16 protein-coding genes are annotated in these 18023 nt (G+C 66.8%); 12 read left to right on the top strand and 4 right to left on the bottom strand.

The genetic code is table 11. The features are described 5' to 3' along the window. The first annotated feature begins 280 nt into the window (after positions 1–280). From HMPREF3121_RS06195 to HMPREF3121_RS06210, 4 genes are read left to right on the top strand one after another with little or no spacing between them, the layout of a single operon-like run. Positions 281–1495: an alkane 1-monooxygenase gene (locus HMPREF3121_RS06195; RefSeq protein WP_070521217.1), complete on the top strand. Its 1215-nt coding sequence runs from the start codon at positions 281–283 to the stop codon at positions 1493–1495. A 53-nt stretch (positions 1496–1548) separates the two neighbouring features. Then, a complete protein-coding gene (locus tag HMPREF3121_RS06200) occupies positions 1549–1725 on the top strand; it encodes a rubredoxin (protein ID WP_070521080.1) in 177 nt (58 codons plus the stop codon). Further along, entirely contained in the window at positions 1722–2855 is a 1134-nt protein-coding gene (locus HMPREF3121_RS06205) for an FAD-dependent oxidoreductase (protein ID WP_070521082.1), read from the top strand. The genes HMPREF3121_RS06200 and HMPREF3121_RS06205 overlap by 4 nt, the downstream gene beginning before the upstream one ends. Positions 2856–2874: 19 nt before the next feature. Then, positions 2875–3585: a TetR/AcrR family transcriptional regulator gene (locus HMPREF3121_RS06210; RefSeq protein WP_070521084.1), complete on the top strand. Its 711-nt coding sequence runs from the start codon at positions 2875–2877 to the stop codon at positions 3583–3585. Between the two features lie 278 nt (positions 3586–3863). Here the strand turns inward: HMPREF3121_RS06210 and HMPREF3121_RS06215 are convergent, their stop codons facing one another. Together HMPREF3121_RS06215 and HMPREF3121_RS06220 are read right to left on the bottom strand one after the other, a co-directional pair. Beyond that, positions 3864–4610 (bottom strand): DsbA family oxidoreductase, encoded by a 747-nt coding sequence (locus tag HMPREF3121_RS06215; RefSeq protein WP_070521086.1) that lies wholly within the window; start codon positions 4608–4610, stop codon positions 3864–3866. 121 nt (positions 4611–4731) lie between these two features. After that, the gene (locus HMPREF3121_RS06220; protein ID WP_070521220.1) at positions 4732–5739 is read right to left on the bottom strand and encodes a bile acid:sodium symporter family protein; all 1008 of its coding nucleotides are present in this window, start codon (positions 5737–5739) and stop codon (positions 4732–4734) included. Positions 5740–5839: 100 nt separating this feature from the next. On the opposite strand from HMPREF3121_RS06220, the gene HMPREF3121_RS06225 reads away from it, so the two are divergent. The 5 genes from HMPREF3121_RS06225 (at position 5840) to HMPREF3121_RS06245 (ending at position 13321) form a co-directional block, all read left to right on the top strand. Then, positions 5840–6331, top strand: coding sequence for an HD domain-containing protein (locus tag HMPREF3121_RS06225; RefSeq protein WP_070521088.1), 492 nt, complete (start codon positions 5840–5842; stop codon positions 6329–6331). A gap of 93 nt (positions 6332–6424) precedes the next feature. Further along, positions 6425–7966, top strand: coding sequence for a DUF3375 domain-containing protein (locus tag HMPREF3121_RS06230; RefSeq protein WP_070521090.1), 1542 nt, complete (start codon positions 6425–6427; stop codon positions 7964–7966). Next, positions 7963–8694, top strand: coding sequence for a DUF4194 domain-containing protein (locus HMPREF3121_RS06235; protein WP_070521092.1), 732 nt, complete (start codon positions 7963–7965; stop codon positions 8692–8694). Before HMPREF3121_RS06230 ends, HMPREF3121_RS06235 begins: the two co-directional genes overlap by 4 nt. Beyond that, a complete protein-coding gene (locus tag HMPREF3121_RS06240) occupies positions 8691–12047 on the top strand; it encodes an ATP-binding protein (RefSeq protein ID WP_070521095.1) in 3357 nt (1118 codons plus the stop codon). The genes HMPREF3121_RS06235 and HMPREF3121_RS06240 overlap by 4 nt, the downstream gene beginning before the upstream one ends. Beyond that, entirely contained in the window at positions 12047–13321 is a 1275-nt protein-coding gene (locus HMPREF3121_RS06245; RefSeq protein ID WP_070521097.1) for a Wadjet anti-phage system protein JetD domain-containing protein, read from the top strand. Before HMPREF3121_RS06240 ends, HMPREF3121_RS06245 begins: the two co-directional genes overlap by 1 nt. A gap of 3 nt (positions 13322–13324) precedes the next feature. Here HMPREF3121_RS06245 and HMPREF3121_RS06250 read toward each other — a convergent pair whose 3' ends face one another. Further along, a complete protein-coding gene (locus HMPREF3121_RS06250; RefSeq protein ID WP_083291350.1) occupies positions 13325–14938 on the bottom strand; it encodes a SulP family inorganic anion transporter in 1614 nt (537 codons plus the stop codon). Positions 14939–15129: 191 nt separating this feature from the next. Between HMPREF3121_RS06250 and HMPREF3121_RS06255 the strand changes: the two genes are divergently transcribed. From HMPREF3121_RS06255 to HMPREF3121_RS12710, 3 genes are all read left to right on the top strand, one after another. Then, positions 15130–15543: a MerR family transcriptional regulator gene (locus HMPREF3121_RS06255; RefSeq protein ID WP_239252271.1), complete on the top strand. Its 414-nt coding sequence runs from the start codon at positions 15130–15132 to the stop codon at positions 15541–15543. A 59-nt stretch (positions 15544–15602) separates the two neighbouring features. Continuing rightward, the gene (locus HMPREF3121_RS06260) at positions 15603–15935 is read left to right on the top strand and encodes a cupin domain-containing protein (RefSeq protein WP_070521100.1); all 333 of its coding nucleotides are present in this window, start codon (positions 15603–15605) and stop codon (positions 15933–15935) included. 239 nt (positions 15936–16174) lie between these two features. Then, on the top strand, positions 16175–17404 hold the full coding sequence (locus tag HMPREF3121_RS12710) for a methyltransferase domain-containing protein (RefSeq protein WP_083291352.1): 1230 nt from the start codon (positions 16175–16177) through the stop codon (positions 17402–17404). Here the strand turns inward: HMPREF3121_RS12710 and HMPREF3121_RS06270 are convergent. Beyond that, complete coding sequence (locus HMPREF3121_RS06270) at positions 17397–17789, bottom strand: hypothetical protein (protein ID WP_070521104.1); 393 nt, start codon at positions 17787–17789, stop codon at positions 17397–17399. The genes HMPREF3121_RS12710 and HMPREF3121_RS06270 overlap by 8 nt on opposite strands. Between the last annotated feature and the right edge of the window lie 234 nt (positions 17790–18023).

Raw genomic sequence — 18023 nt, forward strand, 5'->3', positions numbered from 1 at the left:
CGTGCGAAGTCGAGTCGACTTCGCATGCCGTTTTTTGCTTCCACCTGCATGTTCAGGGGCGACTCCTACTTCTTCAGAGCTAACGGCGTTTCGCCGGCAATTCGAAAAAACCGTTGACTTTGTGATCGAAAGCACACATTATGTCGCTATGAGACACCCCGTCTCATAGCGGTCACCGCCGGTATCCGGCCGAGTGCCCGTCGGAGCCATTGAAGGCAGGAGAGAAACCATGACGCACAACCCCGATGTGGTCCGCCGTCGGCGGACCCGCACCGAGGCGATGGGCCTGCGCCGTGTCGCGGCCGACCCCGACGCCGAAGTCATCGTCGACCCGTATTCCTGGACCGACCCGAAGCGCTACCTGTGGCTGCTCGGGCTCATCCCCGCGGCAGCCGTGCTCCTCGCCTGGGGCCTTCGCTCGTTGCTGGGAATCTGGTTCAGCGGCTGGGCCATCGATTGGGTCTGGTGGGGCGGGCCGATCGTCGTCTTCATCGTCATCCCGCTGCTGGACTACTTCATCGGCAACGACGGCTCGAATCCGCCTGATGAAGTCATGGCCAGGCTCGAAGCCGACAAGTACTACCAGTGGACCCTATACGCCTACATTCCGCTGCAGTACGGTTCGCTCATCGCCGCCGCCTACCTGTGGGGTCGCGGCGACCTGAGCATCTTCGACTCCATCGGCCTGGCCATGACCGCCGGAGTCGCCTCCGGCATCGGCATCAACACCGCCCACGAGCTGGGGCACAAGAAGGACCAGCTGGAACGCTGGCTGTCGAAGATCACCCTCGCCCCGACCTGGTACGGCCACTTCTACGTCGAGCACAACCGCGGCCACCACGTCCGCGTCGCCACACCCGAGGACCCGGCGTCGGCGCGCTGGGGCGAGCCGATCTACCTGTTCGTCTTCCGCAGCTTCTGGGGCAGCCTGATCCACTCGATCGAGCTGGAGAAGAAGCGCGCCGCCCGCAAGAAGCGCGGCTTCTGGCACCCGGACAACGACGTCCTCAACGCCTGGGCGATGTCGCTGGTCCTCTACGCGGCGCTGACCGCGGCGTTCGGCTGGATCGTGCTGCCGTACCTCATCCTCCAGGGCGCGACCGGCATCCTCTACCTGGAGTCGGTCAACTACATCGAGCACTACGGTCTGCTGCGCAAGAAGCTCGACAACGGCCGCTACGAGCGCTGCCAGCCGCGCCACTCGTGGAACGCGGACCACATCGTCACGAACGTGTTCCTGTACCACCTGCAGCGCCACTCCGACCACCACGCCAACCCGACGCGCCGCTACCAGACGCTGCGTTCCTTCGACGAGGCCGGCAACCTTCCGTCCGGTTACGCCGCGATGATCGCCGTCGCCATGATCCCGCCGTTCTGGCATGCGGTCATGGACGATCGCGTCATCGCCCACGCCGAGGGCGAAATCGAGCGCATCAACGTCCGCCCGTCGAAGCTGCCGCAGCTGAAGAAGGCCCTGGCCGCCCACGCCGGGTAGCCCCTCTTCCCCACCATTCATCCTCCCCTCCCGATCACCGAAGGAGAACACCCATGGAGTACAAGGTCTACGAATGTCTGCAGTGCGGTTTCGTCTACGACGAGGCCGAGGGTTGGCCCGAGGAAGGTTTCGCCCCGGGCACCCGGTGGGACGACATCCCCGATGATTGGTCCTGCCCCGACTGCGGTGCGGCGAAGGCCGACTTCGAGATGGTCGAGGTCTCTCAGTGACCCACGCCCACGTCGTCGGAGGTGGCCCGGCGGGCTGGGCCGCCGCCCGGCATCTCGCCCGCGCGGGCTGGTCCGTGGACCTTCACGCCGGTGAGCCGCATCATCCATACAACCGGGTGGAGGTGTCGAAGTCCCTGTTGGCCGGCACCGCCGAGGTTGCCGACCATGGGTTGGGGGCCGTACCCGACGGGGTGACGGTGCATGTCGGAGGCCGGATTGTCGTCAAGCGCGGAAAACTCGTCCGGGACTCCGACGGTGCCGAGCTGACCGGCCCCGTGGTCCTCGCCACCGGGGCCGTGCCCCGCTCCATTGCCTCGCTTGACGACGCCCACCTCCTGCGCACCGCCGACGACGCGGTGCGACTGCGGGAGTCGATTCGCGACGGCGACCGCGTGGAGGTCATCGGTGCCGGAGTGCTCGGGATGGAGACGGCGAGTTCCCTGATCGACGCCGGCCACCGGGTGCGCGTGCATGACCTGGCCCCGGAGATCATGGGCCGGATGCTGCCCGTCGACGCGGCGCGCTGGTTGCGCGGCGTCCACGAACGGAGGGGCGTGGAGTTCGCCCTGGGCGGGGCGGCCGAGCCCGATGGGGACGCCGTGGCGGTCGTCGCGATCGGCGTGCGACCGGACACGGAGCTGGCGGAGCAGCTGGGCCTCGACGTCGACGACGGCATCGTGGTCGACCACCTGGGCCGGACCTCCCGAACCGGACTGTATGCCGCCGGCGATTGTTCGACGCTGCGCATCGGCGAGCGCCGTCGCCGCGACGAGGATCTCGCGTCGGCCCGTGCCTCGGGGGTCCGGGCGGCGACGGGCGTGCTGGTCGATGCGGGCGACGTCGACGCGCCCGATCCGATTGATCCGGCACCGCCCCGACGCTGGAGCGTCCAGGCGGGTCTGCGGATCACCACGGTCGGCGACGTCGTCGATGCGGTCGCACCCGGCGCCGGCGTGCAGCGCGAGACCGGCGACCATGGCCAACTGATCGTGGTCGCCGACGACGTCGACGCCGGCACGTACGAGGCGGTCGTGGTTCGCGACGGCATCGTCGTCGGCGCGGCATCCGTCGCGAAGCGCCCCAACCCGAGGGGAGTCGTCGCGCAGGTCGGTCGCCCCTGGCAAGAGTGACCCCACTACCCTGGCGAGGGTGAAGGACGAATCCGAAAAGGTCGACGACGGCCCGGTCGAACCCCGGCGAGAGCCCGGGAAGCCGGGCCGTCGCCGTCGCCTTTCGGCCAGTCGCCGGCGCGAGGACATCCTCGACGCCGCGGCCTCCCTGTATTCCGGCGGGCAGCCGGACGACTACACGATCGACGACGTGGCCAAGAAGGCCGGCGTGTCGCGGGCGACGTTCTACCGCCTGTTCAGCGGCCTCGACGATCTGCGGATGGCGATCATCGGCCGCATCGCCGCGGCATTTCAGAAACGGATGTTCTCCGGTTTCGGGTCGGACAACCAGTGGGAGGAACTCGTCGTGGGCATCCGCGAGTTCCTGCGCATCTGCGACGCGGTCCGCTCCGAAGTGATCGCCCTGCTCGACGGGCATGGACGGGGTTCCATCGCCGAGGGGATGCGCGACGCCATCGCCACGGAAATCGCGCGCCGCGTCCACCCGGTCGAGGAGACTGCCCTGGGGCGGGCGGCCCTGCGGACGTGGGTGGCCGCCGCCGAATACCAGGTCCGCGAATGGCTGCAGGCCCGCGCGGCGGACAAAGACGCCGCCGAACCGGTCGACGCCGTCGCCGAGCGCATGGCGGCGCTGCTGCCGGCGGTCGTCGGGGCCTTCGCGGACACCGCCGACGACGCTTTTCTCGACGAGGTCGCCAGAGTGCTCGCCGAAGGCCGGGGCTCCGCCTAGAAGTCCACCACGGCAGAAGACACCCGACGCCTACTGCGGCAGGCCCCGGCGCCCGAGGCCGCTTGCGACGGGTGCGCGGCCACGTCATGGCTTTCCCGCTTTCCGACGGTTCATCTTTGAGCCGTCACCGCCTTTCGATGGCTCAACTGTTGCAGTTATGGCCCTCAAGTGCAACGAAACGCCATCGATGTTGCACTTATGCCCATTAAGTGCAACGCACCGGCGATGTGGTGACGGTTATGCGGAAAGCTCGCCCACCCCGGAGTGCCCCGTGCGATCTACGTCGAGCAGGAACCGTCCGTGCAATCGGGCCCCTCGGCACCGCCGCCGTCACCGGCCCCGCCATCGGATGCGGTGGCATCGGCCGTCGTCACGCCTTTGCCGGATTCCTCCCACGCGGTGTCCAGCGCCTGCCGGAACACGTCGACGGGCTGGGCACCGTTGACGGCGAACTTGCCGTCGAAGACGAAGAAGGGCACGCCGGAAATGCCCAGCCCCTGGGCCATCGTCATGTCGTGGCGGACGTCGAGGGCGTACTCGTCGGAGGCCAGCATCCCGTCTACGGCATCGCCGGACAGCCCGATCGACTCGCCGATCTCGCGGAGCACGCCGTGGTCGGACACGAGGCGACCGTCGGTGAAGTAGGCCTTCTTCAGCGCCTCATCGGCCTCGTCGTCGAGGTCGTGATCCGAGGCCATCGCGGCCAGGCGGTGGGCGTCGAAGGTGTTGCCGGACCTGGCGTCGCGCCAGTTGAACTCCAGACCGACGGAGGCGAACGTCGCGGCCATCTGATCCTGGGACTCCACCGCGGCCTCCAGCGGCATGCCGTACTTACGGGCGATCATCTCCGGGATCGTCTCGGAGGACTCGGCCTCCGCATTCGGGTCGAGCTGGAACGCCCGCCACAGGACCTCCACCTCGGCGTCGGGGTGCTCGGCGCGGAAACCCTGGAGGGCCTTCTCCAGGTGCCGCTTGCCGATCCAGCAGAACGGGCAGACGACGTCGGACCAGATATCGATGCGCATGACTGGTGCAACCGTCTCGGCCGCCCCGACATTCCCGGGCGGGGTGAACCGACTGCGCCGCGCCCTCCGCTCCCCGCCGTCGGCCGGCGTGCGACCGACGTCCGGTCGGCGTGCGGACGCTCTACGTACGGTCGGCCGATGTGCGGTCGGCCAGCCTGCGCGCACCGGCGGCGAAGATGGCGCCGGCGACGTTGTGCCACACGGCGGCGATGGCACCCGGGATGGCGGCCTCGGCCGAGAAGAACGTGCCGGACATGCCCGACGCCAGGCCGGCGGACTGGGTGGCCACTTCGATGGCGGTGGTGCGGCAGGCCTCCGGCGGGAACGAGAACACCTTCGCGGCGAGGTATCCGAAGATGTAGCCGAACAGGTTGTGCAGGATCACCGCGGCGATGACGAGCAGGCCCACGGTCTTGAGGGTCTCGGCGGATTTGGCCACGGCCGGGAACACCACGGCGCCGATGCCCAGGATCGACAGCCACGGCAGGATCGGCAGGATCTTGTCGATGATCTTGTCGAACAGCACGCGGATGACCAGGCCGCCGACGACGGGGATGAGCACGGTCTTGGCCAGGGTCCAGGCGATGCCGCCGCCGTCGACGGGGGTTTCCTCGCCGGCGAGCAGCAGCATGATGATCGGGGTGACGATCGGCGACAGCAGCGTCGACACAGAGGTCATGGCCACGGACAGGGCGACGTCGCCCTTGGCCAGGTACGCCACGACGTTGGAGGCGGTGCCGCCGGGCACGGAGCCGAGCATGAGCAGGCCGATGGCGAGCATCGGGTTGAGGCCGAGCATCTTCGCCACCGCGACGGCGGCCAGCGGCATGATCACGAACTGGGCGACGACGCCGATGGCGATGGGCCCGGGGCGGCGGGCGACGAGCTTGAGGTCCGGGATCGTCAGCGTCAGGCCCATGCAGAACATGATCACCATCAGGGCGTAGGTGATGTAGTCGCCGATGGGCACGAACGGTTCGGGGACGAAGTAGGCGATGACGGCGCCGACGAGGATGAACGCGGGGAAGGCGACGACCGCGATTGCGGCGGAGCGTTCCTCGGCCTTGTTCTCGACGTGCACCGGAGCGTCATCGTTCGCCCGGCCGTGCGGTGGGGTGTGGTTCATCATCGTCATGCGTCCACCTTATGGGACGTTCGTCCCGCATACTGAAACGTGCAGGTGGTCGCGGACGGTCTCCCGGTCCGCCGCCGCACATACCCTTTGAGACATGACGAACTTCGCCACCCACCCCGACGCCACGATCCGCGCCGCCCACGCACTGGCCGCACGCGCCCACGCCGACGACGTCCGCCCCGGCCCCGGCGGCGCCGACGAGCCCTACCTGCGCCACGTCGAGCGCGTCGCGGAGATGGTCGAGGCGGTCGGCGGCACCCCGGACATGATTGCCGCGGCGCTGCTTCACGACGTCGCCGAGGATCACCCCGAAACCTGGGAATCCGAGCGAGCCGGACTGCCGGCGGACGTCGTCAAGCATGTCGAGGCACTGACGAAGCGGGACGGCGAGGACTACGCGGACTTCGTGGACCGGGCGGCGGCCGATGAACGATCCCGGGCGATCAAGCTCGCCGACGTGCGCGACAACCACGGCGGCCTGGGCAATTTGCCAACCGACACCGACGCCGAACGCGCCCGCGTCGACAAGCTGCGAGCCCGGTACTCCGCCGCGCTGGAACGATTGGAGCGGGACAGCGGCGAATGAGCGGCGGGACCCGGGCAGCGGGTGTTCGAACACTTGGACCGATCACCGTCATTCCGCGGACCTGCGATCCGGATGGTCTGCCATAGTTAACGTATGGCGGTGATCGGCAGTGCTGCGGCGCGTTCCCTTGAGCTGAGGCGGCTCGTGGATGACTCGCGCGTGTTCAGCCTGCTCCGAAGCCATCATGCACCGGTGATCATCGCCGTCATCTCGGAATACTTCCCCGTCGGCACCCAACCCCGCGCAGCCGGTGAGGTGTACGAAGCCCTGTCCGACGACCTCGCGCGGTTGCGGTCACGGGGCATCGACATGCCGCGCAGCGCCCAACAGTATTGCGGTGACTGGGTCGGTTCCGGCTGGCTGATCCGCCGACCGGGCAGCACCTCAACAGGTGAGACTCTCGAACCGAGCGAGGAAGCGCTCATCGCCGTCGACATGGCGTCACGGCTGACGGCGCCACGCCCGGCGGCTACGGCGTCGCGAATCACGTCGTTGACGGAACGGATCCAGTCATTGGCGCGCGACACCGATCCGGATGCTCAGAGCCGCCTGGAAAGTCTGTACGCGCAAAGGGCCGAATTGGAGGCGCGGATCGAAGACGTCGCCGCCGGAGAGTTCACGCTGCCGAGCACGGAGGAGATCTCCGAGCGCATATCCGACATCCTCGACTCGGCCGCCGCCGTGCCCGCGGATTTCGCCAGGGTCCGACAGGATCTCGAGGACTTGAACAGGACTTTGCGGCGGCAGCTGTTGGACCCCGAGGGAACCCGGGGCGATGTTCTGGAGGACATTTTCCGCGGCGTCGACTTGATCGGGGAATCCGAGGCAGGCAGGAGCTTTTCGGGCTTCTATGCGATGCTGCTGGATCCCGAACGCTCCGAATACGTGGATGCGTGGATTCGCCAGGTGCTTGACCGGGACTCATCGAACTCCCTGTCGCCGGAGGTCAAACGCCGGTTGCGACGCCTGTTCCGGGACATGGAGATATCCGGCGCCGAGGTCAGCCAAGTGTTGACGGGATTGTCGCGGTCCCTGCGCCACTATGTCACCTCCGACGAGTTCGCGGAGGACAGGCGAATGCTCGAGCTGCTCCGGCAAGCTCGTGGGGCGGCGGCGGATGCAGCGGAAAAGGGTCAGGCGAAGCCGTTGACCAACTTGTCTACTGCGGTGGAACTGATCGGCATGTCGATCGATTCGGTTTCGCGATTGCGGCTCCGGAATCCCGGTGAGGAGCGGGTCGCCGTGGTTCTGGAGGATTCCCCCACCGCGACCGTGGACACCGCCGAACTTCTCAATAAGGTCCGGGCTAGCGAAATCGACTTCGAAGAACTGCGCAACAACGTCTTGGCGAGCATCAATCGCCACGGAACGCCGACCATCGGCACCGTCCTCGCCGATCACCCAGCGACCCAAGGCCTCGCCAGTATCGTGGGCCTTTTGCACATGGCCATGCGCCACGGCTACCCGGCCGTGGCACTAGACACCAAAACGGAGGTCGATACCGCCGCTGGTGTGGCCCGGGAAATCGTCACCTGGAACGGTGAAGGCGACGAAGGCAAAGCCCGGATTCCCCGGTGGTTTTTCGACGAACGCAGCTTCCACAATCATGGTTCCGAAGGAAGGTCAACGTCATGACCGAACCCGCACACGCGCGGATCGCAGATCCGACGGCAGCCCAAGCGGAGACCCCACTTGGCCCCGACCAGCTCTGGCGAACCGACACGGGCACGTTGTCGGCCGCGTCGCGTCGGGCACTGGTCCGTTTGCTGCAGGGACCACTGGTCAGAGCTGATAAGCAGCCCGAAGTGTGGAAGGCGATTCTCAGCGACGAAACCGAGCTGCGTTCGCGCCTATCGGACGTGTTCCTGGATCTTGTTCTTGACGAAACATCAGGGATCGCCTTCACCCGGATGGTCGACGCCGACGAGAGCGTATCGGTACCAAAGGTGCTTCGCACGGTGCCGCTCAATCACATCGACACGGTCGTCTTGCTGCATCTGCGCACCGAGCTGGCCATGGCGCAACCGGGTGAACGCGTGATCGTGGACAAGGACGAGGTCTTCGACGCTCTCGAGGTGTACCGCGTGGGCAGCGACCGGGACGAAGGGACGTACCGGACCCGATTCGACGCTTCATTCAAACGAATCGGCGGATACAACCTCATCTCGGCGACCGAAACGGAAGGGCGATTCGAGGTGTCCCCCGTACTCAAATCAATCTTCGACCCCGACATCGTCGCCGGCATCCGCGACGAGTACCTGGCCATGTCCGGTGGATCTGGTTCATCCGACGGCGATGGGGCCGGCGGCGATCCGATCGACGTCGACGCCGCGTTCGAGGACCGGGAAGGAACGGAAGAGTGACCACGGCAATCCACCCCGGCCAGTTCCGGCTCAGCCGCGTGCAGCTGATCAACTGGGGCACGTTCGGCGGGTACGTCGACGTCGACGTGCCCCGGCAGGGTTTCCTGATCACGGGCGGTTCGGGCTCCGGAAAATCGACGCTCATCGACGCCATCTCCACCGTCCTGGTCCCACCGCAGAACGTGCACTTCAACGCCGCGGCCCAGCAAACGTCGTCGGGTCGGGGCGGCCGCAGCCTGGTGTCCTACATCCGCGGTGCGTGGCGGCGCGGCACCGACGAAAGCGGTGACATCACCCAGAGTTACCTGCGCCCGAAGGCCACCTGCACCGGCATCTGCCTGACCTATTCCGACGGCGACGACTCCGGCGCCTCCGGCGCCGCCACCGAGGTGTCGCTCGCCGCCCTGTATTACCTCAAGGCCGGTGACAACTCGCAGACCGGCGTCCGCCGTCTCTTCGGCGTCCTCGACGGGCCGGTCGAGCTACGGGACATGTACCCGTACCTGACCTCGGGCATCGATGTCCGCGGCCTGAAGAAGAAGTGGAGCAACGGCAGCTTCACCGACAAGCACACCGTTTTCTCGGGTCGATTCCGCAAGAAACTCGGCATCGCCAACGAGGAGGCGCAGCTGCTGCTCCACCGGACGTTGTCGGCGAAGTCCCTGGGCAGCCTCGATCAGCTTTTCCGCGATTACATGCTGGAAGAGCCGCTGACCTTCAGTTTCGCCGACACCGCCGTCGAGCAATTCGGGGAGCTGCGCGAGGCCTACGACAAAGTCCAGGACATCCGCGCCCAGATCTCCGCATTGGAACCGCTGCCCAAACACGCGGCAGCCCGTCGCGAAGCACTGGTTGGCACCCGTGACGCCGAGCTGATGAGCAACGCCCTGCCCCGCGTGCAAAACCGGATCCACGCTGAACTGCTGCGCGAAGACATCGCGGCGGCGGAAGCGCGCTTGGCTTCGCTGCGGGCTGCGCTGTCGGATCGGGAGTCGGCGAAGAAGCGGGCGGTCGCGGCGCTAAAGGACACCGAACTCCGCCTCGCGCAAATCGACGGCGGCCGGCATGAGTCGCTCATCGCGGAGCTCGGCGACATCCGGGACAACATCGAACGCCGCCGCGCCAAGCTGGAGGGGCTGACCTCTTCCATTCATTCCCTCGGCGGCCAAGCTCCCGCGTCGAACGCGGACTTCAACGACCTGCTCGCGGATGCCGCGCGCCGTCTCGCGGATTTTGACGCGGAGTTCGCGGCCCTGCAAGCGACCGGATATGACCTGAGCACCGACCGGAGGGACGCGCGATCGGCCGTCGCAAAGCTTTCGGAGGAACTGGCGGCCCTGCAAAAACAATCGAACAACATCGGCATGCGTCACATCGCGGTGCGGGAGCGTCTCTGCCGCGAGTTGGGCGCCTCCACGGGTGAGCTGCCGTTCATCGGCGAGTTGCTGCAGGTCCGCGCCACCGAAGCTGAATGGCGGCCCGCGATCGAACGGCTGCTCGGGGGATTCGCCCAGACGCTCGTCGTCCCGGAGTCGCTCAAAGACCGGGCATCGGCATGGATCAACGACAACAACCTGCAGGTCCGTCTAGTCTACCGGGTGGTTCCGCTGGGAGCCGCACCCCGGGTCAAGCGAGTGTCGGCGCGGGCACTTCCCCGCAAACTCGACATCGCCGACGGCCCATACCGGGAATGGGTCACGGCTCAGCTCCACGAGCGCTTCAACTACGAGTGCGTGGATTCGCCACGCGACATGTTCGACCACGACCGGGCCCTGACGCGGCAGGGTTTGGCCAAGCACTCGAAGGACCGGTTCGAAAAGGACGACCGCTCCCCTCTGGGCAACACGCGCAACTACAGGCTCGGTTGGTCGAACGACGAAAAAGTCGAGGCCTTGCGCGCCGATTTGGCCACGGCGAAGAAGGTGCTCCGCACTCGCGAGGAGGTACTGCGCACCCATGACTCGAAGGTGAAGCGACTGCAGGATGATCGCCAGTGCGCCGCCGAGATCCGTGCCGTGGAGTGGTCGGACATCGACGTCGCCGGCGCGGAGAAGGCCGCCGACGACATGGCCGCGCGCATCGCAAGTTGGTCGACAGACAACCCCGACATCGCGAAGATCCAAGTCGAGTACAACCGGGCCAGCCTGCTGGAGAAAAGCGCCAACGAGGAGTACCTCACCGCCCGCGATGCCGTGACGACGGCGGCGAACAGGCACTCCGACATGACGGAGCAGCTGGAACAGCTCGAACGAGAGCAGTCCGACGCCGATGCCCCCGACGACGCCGACGCAGCCCGCGGTGACGCGCTCGTCGAGGAGCTGTTCTCTTCCCTGACCCGCCGCCCCACCGCCGCGGGAATGGAACGGCTCGGGCAGGAGGCCCTCCGCAGCATCCACGAGCTGCAGCACCAGCACCAGCGGAAACTCCAATCCGCCGACAATGCCATCACCAGGGTGCTCGGGGCGTACATCACGCAATGGCCCTCGGAGCGGTCGGATCTCCGAGCGGAGCCGTCGTTCGTCGGGGACGGCGTCAAGCGTCTGGAGACCCTCCGCTCGGACGGTCTCGCCCGTTTCCACAACCGGTTCATGGAACTGATGAACGACCTGTCCGGGCGAAACCTCGGGCAACTGTCGGCCGAGCTTCGTCGCGCCAGGTCGGACATCGAGGACCGCATCCGGCCCGTCAACGATTCGTTGGCCAAGTCGGAGTTCAACCAGGGGCGGTGGCTCCGTATCGACGTGCACGACGCGACGGGCGAGACGGTGCAGAGCTTCCTGAAGGAGCTGGAAGCTGCGGTATCGGGTTCGCTCGCCACCACCCGCGCGGATGGGACCGATGCAGGTGTCGCCGAAGAGCGCTTCGAAAAGATGGCGGCACTGCTCGACCGGCTCGGGTCCGCGGATTCGGCGGACCTGCGCTGGCGCCGGCAGGTGCTGGATACCCGCAAGCACGTCAGCTTCATCGGCGTGGAGTACAACGCCGTCGGCGACGTGGTGGACACGCACCGCGATTCGGCGAGCTTGTCCGGCGGCCAGGCCCAGAAGCTGGTGTTCTTCTGTCTCGCGGCGGCGCTGCGCTACCAGCTCGCCGAACCCGACCAGCCGGTGCCCACCTACGGCAGCGTCATCCTCGACGAAGCCTTCGACCGCGCCGACCCCGAGTACACCAGACGTGCGATGGACGTGTTCACGAGCTTCGGATTCCACATGATTCTGGCCACCCCGTTGAAGCTGATCCAGACGTTGCACCCGTACGTGGGCGGCACGCTCGTCGTCGCATACCAAGAATCGGTGGACGACCGCGGACGCGACGTCGCGTCGACGCACGTGTCGGAAGTGGAGATTTTCTGATGGCCCGCTCGGTACCCGTGGCTCCGTCCGACATCGCGGCTCGCTTGTCCCGCAAGGTGGACCAGCACGCGGGAGCGTGGCTTTTCGACGACCCGTCGGCGTCCGCCGCAGGCGTGTCCGTGCCATTGCATCCGCCGAAGATCCCATCCTCGAGCGCCGACGCGGAAGCCGGGGCCGCGTTCATCCGGTCCTGGCAGGAAACGGAGCTGACGTGGCGGAAGTCCGGGCTCGCCGCGGACGTTGATTGGCGCGAGCGGAATTGGCGCAGTTGGGGCGTACAGACCGTGCCCGAGCGGGTGCAGATCACCGGAGCCGATGCCATATGCGTGGCCGCGGGGCGGGGTTCCGAGTGGCGACGATGGGTTCGCCGCCGCGACGCGCTCATATCGGCCATCATCGGGTCACGGGGGCCTGGCGAGGTCTCCGAGAATTCGCTCAGGTCGGCGATATCGGCGACCTGGAAGCGCTGGGCTCCCCTGGCGGACGGCGAAATTGCCAAGCTGGGCGCCGTCGTCGCATGGTTCCTGGGAAATCCGGACTCTGGCTTGCTGCCACGGGCCGTGGCGGTCCGGGGCGTGGACGGGAAATGGCTGGAACAGCACAATTTCGTGGTCCGGCGGTTGGTGTCGGGAGCACGCGGCGACGAATCCGCAAGCGTCGGCGACCTCGGGTTGGGTCGGCGGCCCGCGACGATCCGCCTCCGGCTGCTCGATCCGGGACTCGGCCCCGGTTGGCCGTCGACGGATGTGGCGGCACCGATCACCGACATCGCCGAATTGTGGTCTGCGGCGGACCGGGGGAACGTCGGCGTCGTCAAGCAAGAACCGGAACGGCCGCGTACCGCGATCATCGTGGAGAACCTGGAGACGTTCCTGTCCCTGCCCCCGGGAGAATTCGGCCCCGGCGCAGTAGCGGTGTGGGGCGCGGGCTACGGGGCCACCGAGCTGGCGCGGCTGCGGTGGCTGCGCGAATGCAGGGTGCTCTATTGGGGCGATCTGGATGCCCACGGATTCGGGATCCTCAATGGGCTGCGGGGTTCCGACGGGAACCTCGATGTGAGGTCCGTGCTCATGGATCGGGCGACTTTCGAGGCATACGCCGACCTTGCCGTGCCGGACCCGACGGCGACGCGAGCCTCTTTCGTGCATCTCACGGCCGCAGAAGCCGACGCGTTGGACGCCCTGGTCGTCGCCGGGGATCAACGGCTGGAACAGGAACGGATCCCCTTGTCGGAGGCCCTTCGAGCCTTAATCGCCGCCATCCCCGGCGATTGACCGCTAGTCCCCCAGCTTCCCGGACAGCCGCTCGAGCCGGTCGAGGCTCGGCCCGTCGAGGCCGACGACGGTGAGCTCCTTGCCCTTGGCCTCGTACTTGGTGCGGATCGCGTCGAGAGTGGCGACGGTCGAGGAATCCCACACATCGGCGTCGGTGAGGTCGAGGATGACGTGGTCGGGGTCGTCGGAGTAGTCGAACTGGTACACCAGGTCGTTGCTGGACGCGAAGAACAATTCACCGCGGACCTTGTAGCGGCGGACGTCGATGTTGCCGTCACCGTTGACATCGGCTTCGTGGACCTTCTCCACGCTGACCATGTGCGCCACGCGGCGGGCGAACATGATCATCGCGGCGACGACGCCGAGGATGACGCCGATGGCCAGGTTGTGCGTGACGACGGTCGACGCGACGGTGACCACCATGACGATCGTCTCGCTCAGCGGCATGATCCGCAGCGTGCGGGGGTGGATCGAATGCCAGTCCATCGTGCCGACGGAGACCATCACCATCACCGCGACCAGGGCGGCCATGGGGATCAGGCCGACGATGTCGCCCAGCGACACGACAAGGATGAGCAGGAACACGCCGGCGAGCAGGGTCGACAGGCGGGTGCGGGCGCCGGCCTCGCGGACGCCGATCATCGTCTGGCCGATCATGGCGCAGCCGCCCATGCCGCCGAAGAATCCGGTGATGGCGTTGGCGACGCCCTGGCCCCAACCCTCGCGGGTCTTGTCGGAGTGAACCTCGGTGATGTCGTCGACGAGTTTGGCGGTCATCAGCGATTCCATCAGCCCGACCAGGGCCATTGCGAAGGCGTACGGAGTGATGATCGTCAGGGTGTCCAGGGTCAGCGGAACGTTCGGGATGAGCAGCTCGGGCCACGATTCCGGCAGCTCGCCTTGATCGGCGACGTCGGGGACGTTCCAGCCGGCGGCGACGACGACGATGGAGATCGCCAGGATGGCGATCAACGGCGCCGGCACAACGGTGGTGACGCGCGGGAAGAACACCATGATGGCGATTCCGACGGCGACGAGCGGGTACACCAGCCACGGCACTCCAACCAGATGCGGGATCTGCGCCATGAAAATGAGGATGGCCAGCGCGTTGACGAAACCGACCATCACCTGCCGCGGAATAAACCGCATAAGCTTGGCCACGCCCAGCAGGCTGAGCACGATCTGGATGATGCCGGCGAGAATGACGGTGGCCAGGAAGTACTCGACGCCGTGTTCGGCGACGACGGGCGCGATGACCAGTGCCACGGCGCCGGTGGCGGCGGAGATCATCGCCGGGCGGCCGCCGGTGAACGCGATGGTCACGGCCATGGTGAACGACGCGAACAGGCCCATGCGCGGGTCAACGCCCGCGAGGATGGAGAATGAGATCGCCTCCGGGATCAGCGCCAACGCCACGACGAGGCCCGCGAGGACCTCCTTGCGCAGCCGGGTCGGCGACCGGAACGCGAACTTGAACGAGTCCACGACCCCCACGGGCGCGTCCGGCTCGGGCCGGCGGTCCGTGCGGTCCGCATGGTCGGCGCGGGGTGTGGCGTCGTTCGGGGTTTCCTGCTTGGCGACGTCGCGGCGTGCGGGGTCGTCGGCGCTGTTCGTCATTGATGGCCTTTCGGGACGGGAAATGGGGTCGGTCCGCCGCGGCAAACCCTCCCCCAACGTGAGAATCGAACCTACCGTAACGGTAGAGTTCGCCGGCGACCAATCGGAGGGCCATTCAGTGCGGTCGGGCAACCCGGGCCGCTGGGTAGCATCGTGGGCGACGTCGGATGAAGTCGGATGAAGGAGGAACGATGCGCGATGTCGGCGACGGCACACCGCTGATGAAGATCGGCGAGGTCGCCGAGCGCACCTCCCTGTCCATCCGCAGTCTCCGCCACTACGACGAGATGGGCCTGGCCAGCCCGTCGGCTTATTCGCCGGGCGGCTTCCGCCTGTACACGGAGGCCGACGTGGAGCGTTTGTTGACGATCCGCCGCATGAAGCCGCTCGGTTTCCCGTTGGAGCGGATGCGCGAGTTCGCCCGTGCGGTGGATGCGCTTCACGACGATCCCGCCGATGCCGAGGCCGCCGCCGTCGTCGATTCCGTTCGCGTCGAAACCGCCGAACGCCTGCGCAAGCTGCGCAAGCACCTGGCCTACGCCGAGGAGTTCGCCGACATCGTCGACGAGGTCAACACCCGGTTCACGGCACCTCCTGCGCCGTAATGGCCGGCCATGACCACACGGGGCGACGCTGGGCAGTCGTTGTCCGGCGAGCTCTTCGAATGAATCCGAATGACAAGGAGTTCAGCGTGCCGGCGGAGATCCGCATAATCCGCGCCGCCGGCACCGAGTCGCCCCTCTCCCCCGGCATGGCACAGCGGACCAGCGCCGGCCTCGGGATCCGCCACTCCGAACTCAACGCCTCCGGTTACCTCGACGGCAAAAAGTTGCGGACCATTCAAGCATGGTTGCCGCCGGACGACCTCGGCGCCGCCCCCTCCCACGACGAGGTCGACCTCAACGATGCCCTCGCCGAGGGCACGCTCGTTCCGGTCGTGTCGGGCACGCCGGGCCTTGCACCGCTGAGCATCCGCACCACCGGCGCCACAAAATGACACCGGATGAAAGCGTCGACCACACGCCGCAGGGCAGGTAGCGCGTCCTTTTTCGGACCGGCCGGGTCGTCGCAAAGTTGCTTTGCGACGGCCCGGTTCGGCGTGTGCGGGCAACCCCCTCGACAATCCAGCCAGGCTAGCCTAGGCTAATTACTTAAAGCGGTATTTTCCATTCGACATAACGGGTCGATGCTGCCGCCGACACCGCAGGCCCGGCCACACGACGAGGGAGACCCACCATGACTGCACGCGACAGAGATTTCGACCAGCTCCAGGGCCACTGGTTGCTGGCCCGACTTGGCAAAAAGGTCCTTCGGCCCGGCGGCCGAAAGATGACGGAGTGGATTCTCGACCGGGCTCGCCTCACCGACGCCCGCGTCGTGGAACTCGCACCGGGACTGGGGATTACGGCGACGGAAATCCTGAATCGCGCACCGGGGGATTACGTCGGCATCGACGAAGACCCCGACGCCGCAAAGACGACCGGCAAGGTCGTTGGCGACAGGGGCCGGGTCATCGAAGGCAAAGCCCAGGAAACGGGGCTCGAGGATAACTCGGCGGACGCCGTCGTGGGCGAGGCGATGCTCACCATGCAGGGCGACAAGGGCAAGGCGGCGATTCTCGACGAGGTTCGTCGGATTCTCGTTCCCGGCGGTCGCTACGCGATCCACGAACTGGCGTTGACCCCCGACGATCTGGACGCGGCGACGAAGGATGAGATCCGCATCGCGATGTCCAAGGCCATCCGGGTCAACGCCCGACCACTCACCGTCGCGGAGTGGCGAAACCTCCTCGAAGAACACGGATTCGAGGTCGAGCGCATCCGCACTGCGGAGATGGGACTGCTCAAACCCTCCCAGATGCTCAAAGACGAAGGGATCTTCGGAGTTGCCCGCATCGCAGGCAACCTGATCAAGCATCCTGCAGCGCGTAAGCGTGTTCTCGGCATGCGCAGCGTTTTCGTCGAGAACGACGATGTCCTCGCCTCGATCGGCATCGTGGCCCGCTTGCGCGACACCGCCGACGCCGCCGATGCGACGGCCGCCGATTCCAACGCTCCCGCACCCGGGAGCGAAGCATCGTCCGGCGCCCGGCACCGGCCCAAGATCGAGTTCCTCGACGACGACCAGCAAGCTGAATTGACCGCCGATCCGGAGGCTCTGAGCTTTCATGACGTCGTCGCCGCCGCCCCGCCCGCCAAGGACGGCGACGGCCCGTCGGTGAAACGGCTACAGACGGCCGAAGGGGTAAACATCATCGCCATGCGTTTCCGTTCCGGCCAGACCTTGCCCGATCATCGTGCCGCACACCCGATCATGGTGCAATGCCTCGAGGGCCAGGTGCGCTTCACCGTCGGCGACCGCTCCGAAGTCCTGACACCGGGATTCGTCGCCCACCTGCCGGCCATGGTCCCGCACCGGGTCGACGCGGACGAGGACTCCGTGTTCTTGCTGGCGATGCTCACGTAGCCCCGGCCCCGTTTTCGCGGTTGCGGAAATCCACGTACTCCCGGCTGCCCACCTCGTCCGATTCCCCCTCGTCGACGGCCAATGCAACATAGTCCCGCAGCCGCTCTTCGGCGCCCTTGAGCTCGGCCAGGAATTCATCGAACCTCGTCTCCGACACCCCATCGACCATCGGCAGGTCGGGAACTCCCTCCATGGTCGCGAGCACATTGGCGGTGTCGCCCCACATTTCTTCGACATACGACCGGGCGATCTCACCGTCCTCGGCGAAATCGTCGACAAGCCCGACACGCGCCGCCACCAGCGTCTCCGCTTCCGAAAGGCGCGCCCGGTCGACATGCGGCCCGCAGCCGACGAAGTAACCGACCGTCGGGGAATCCTGCGTCAACGACCCCGCCCTGCTCGGCGACCACCCCGAACGCGACCTGCAGGTGCAGCTCCATGTTCCGGGTGTCGTCATCGGCATCCGCCCATGCGAACAGCCGCTTGACCTGCTGCATCATATGAAGGTCCATGGACGGCCCCTCGCTTTCGTTCTCCGGCTCAGCACCGACACCACGGCCGATTCCGCGGTTGCGCCCGGAGCCTATGCGACGCGCCGGACCGCTCCTACCCTTGCTCA

It is taken from the genome of Corynebacterium sp. HMSC11E11 (genome assembly GCF_001807025.1).
GTDB classification, from domain to species: domain Bacteria; phylum Actinomycetota; class Actinomycetes; order Mycobacteriales; family Mycobacteriaceae; genus Corynebacterium; species Corynebacterium freneyi.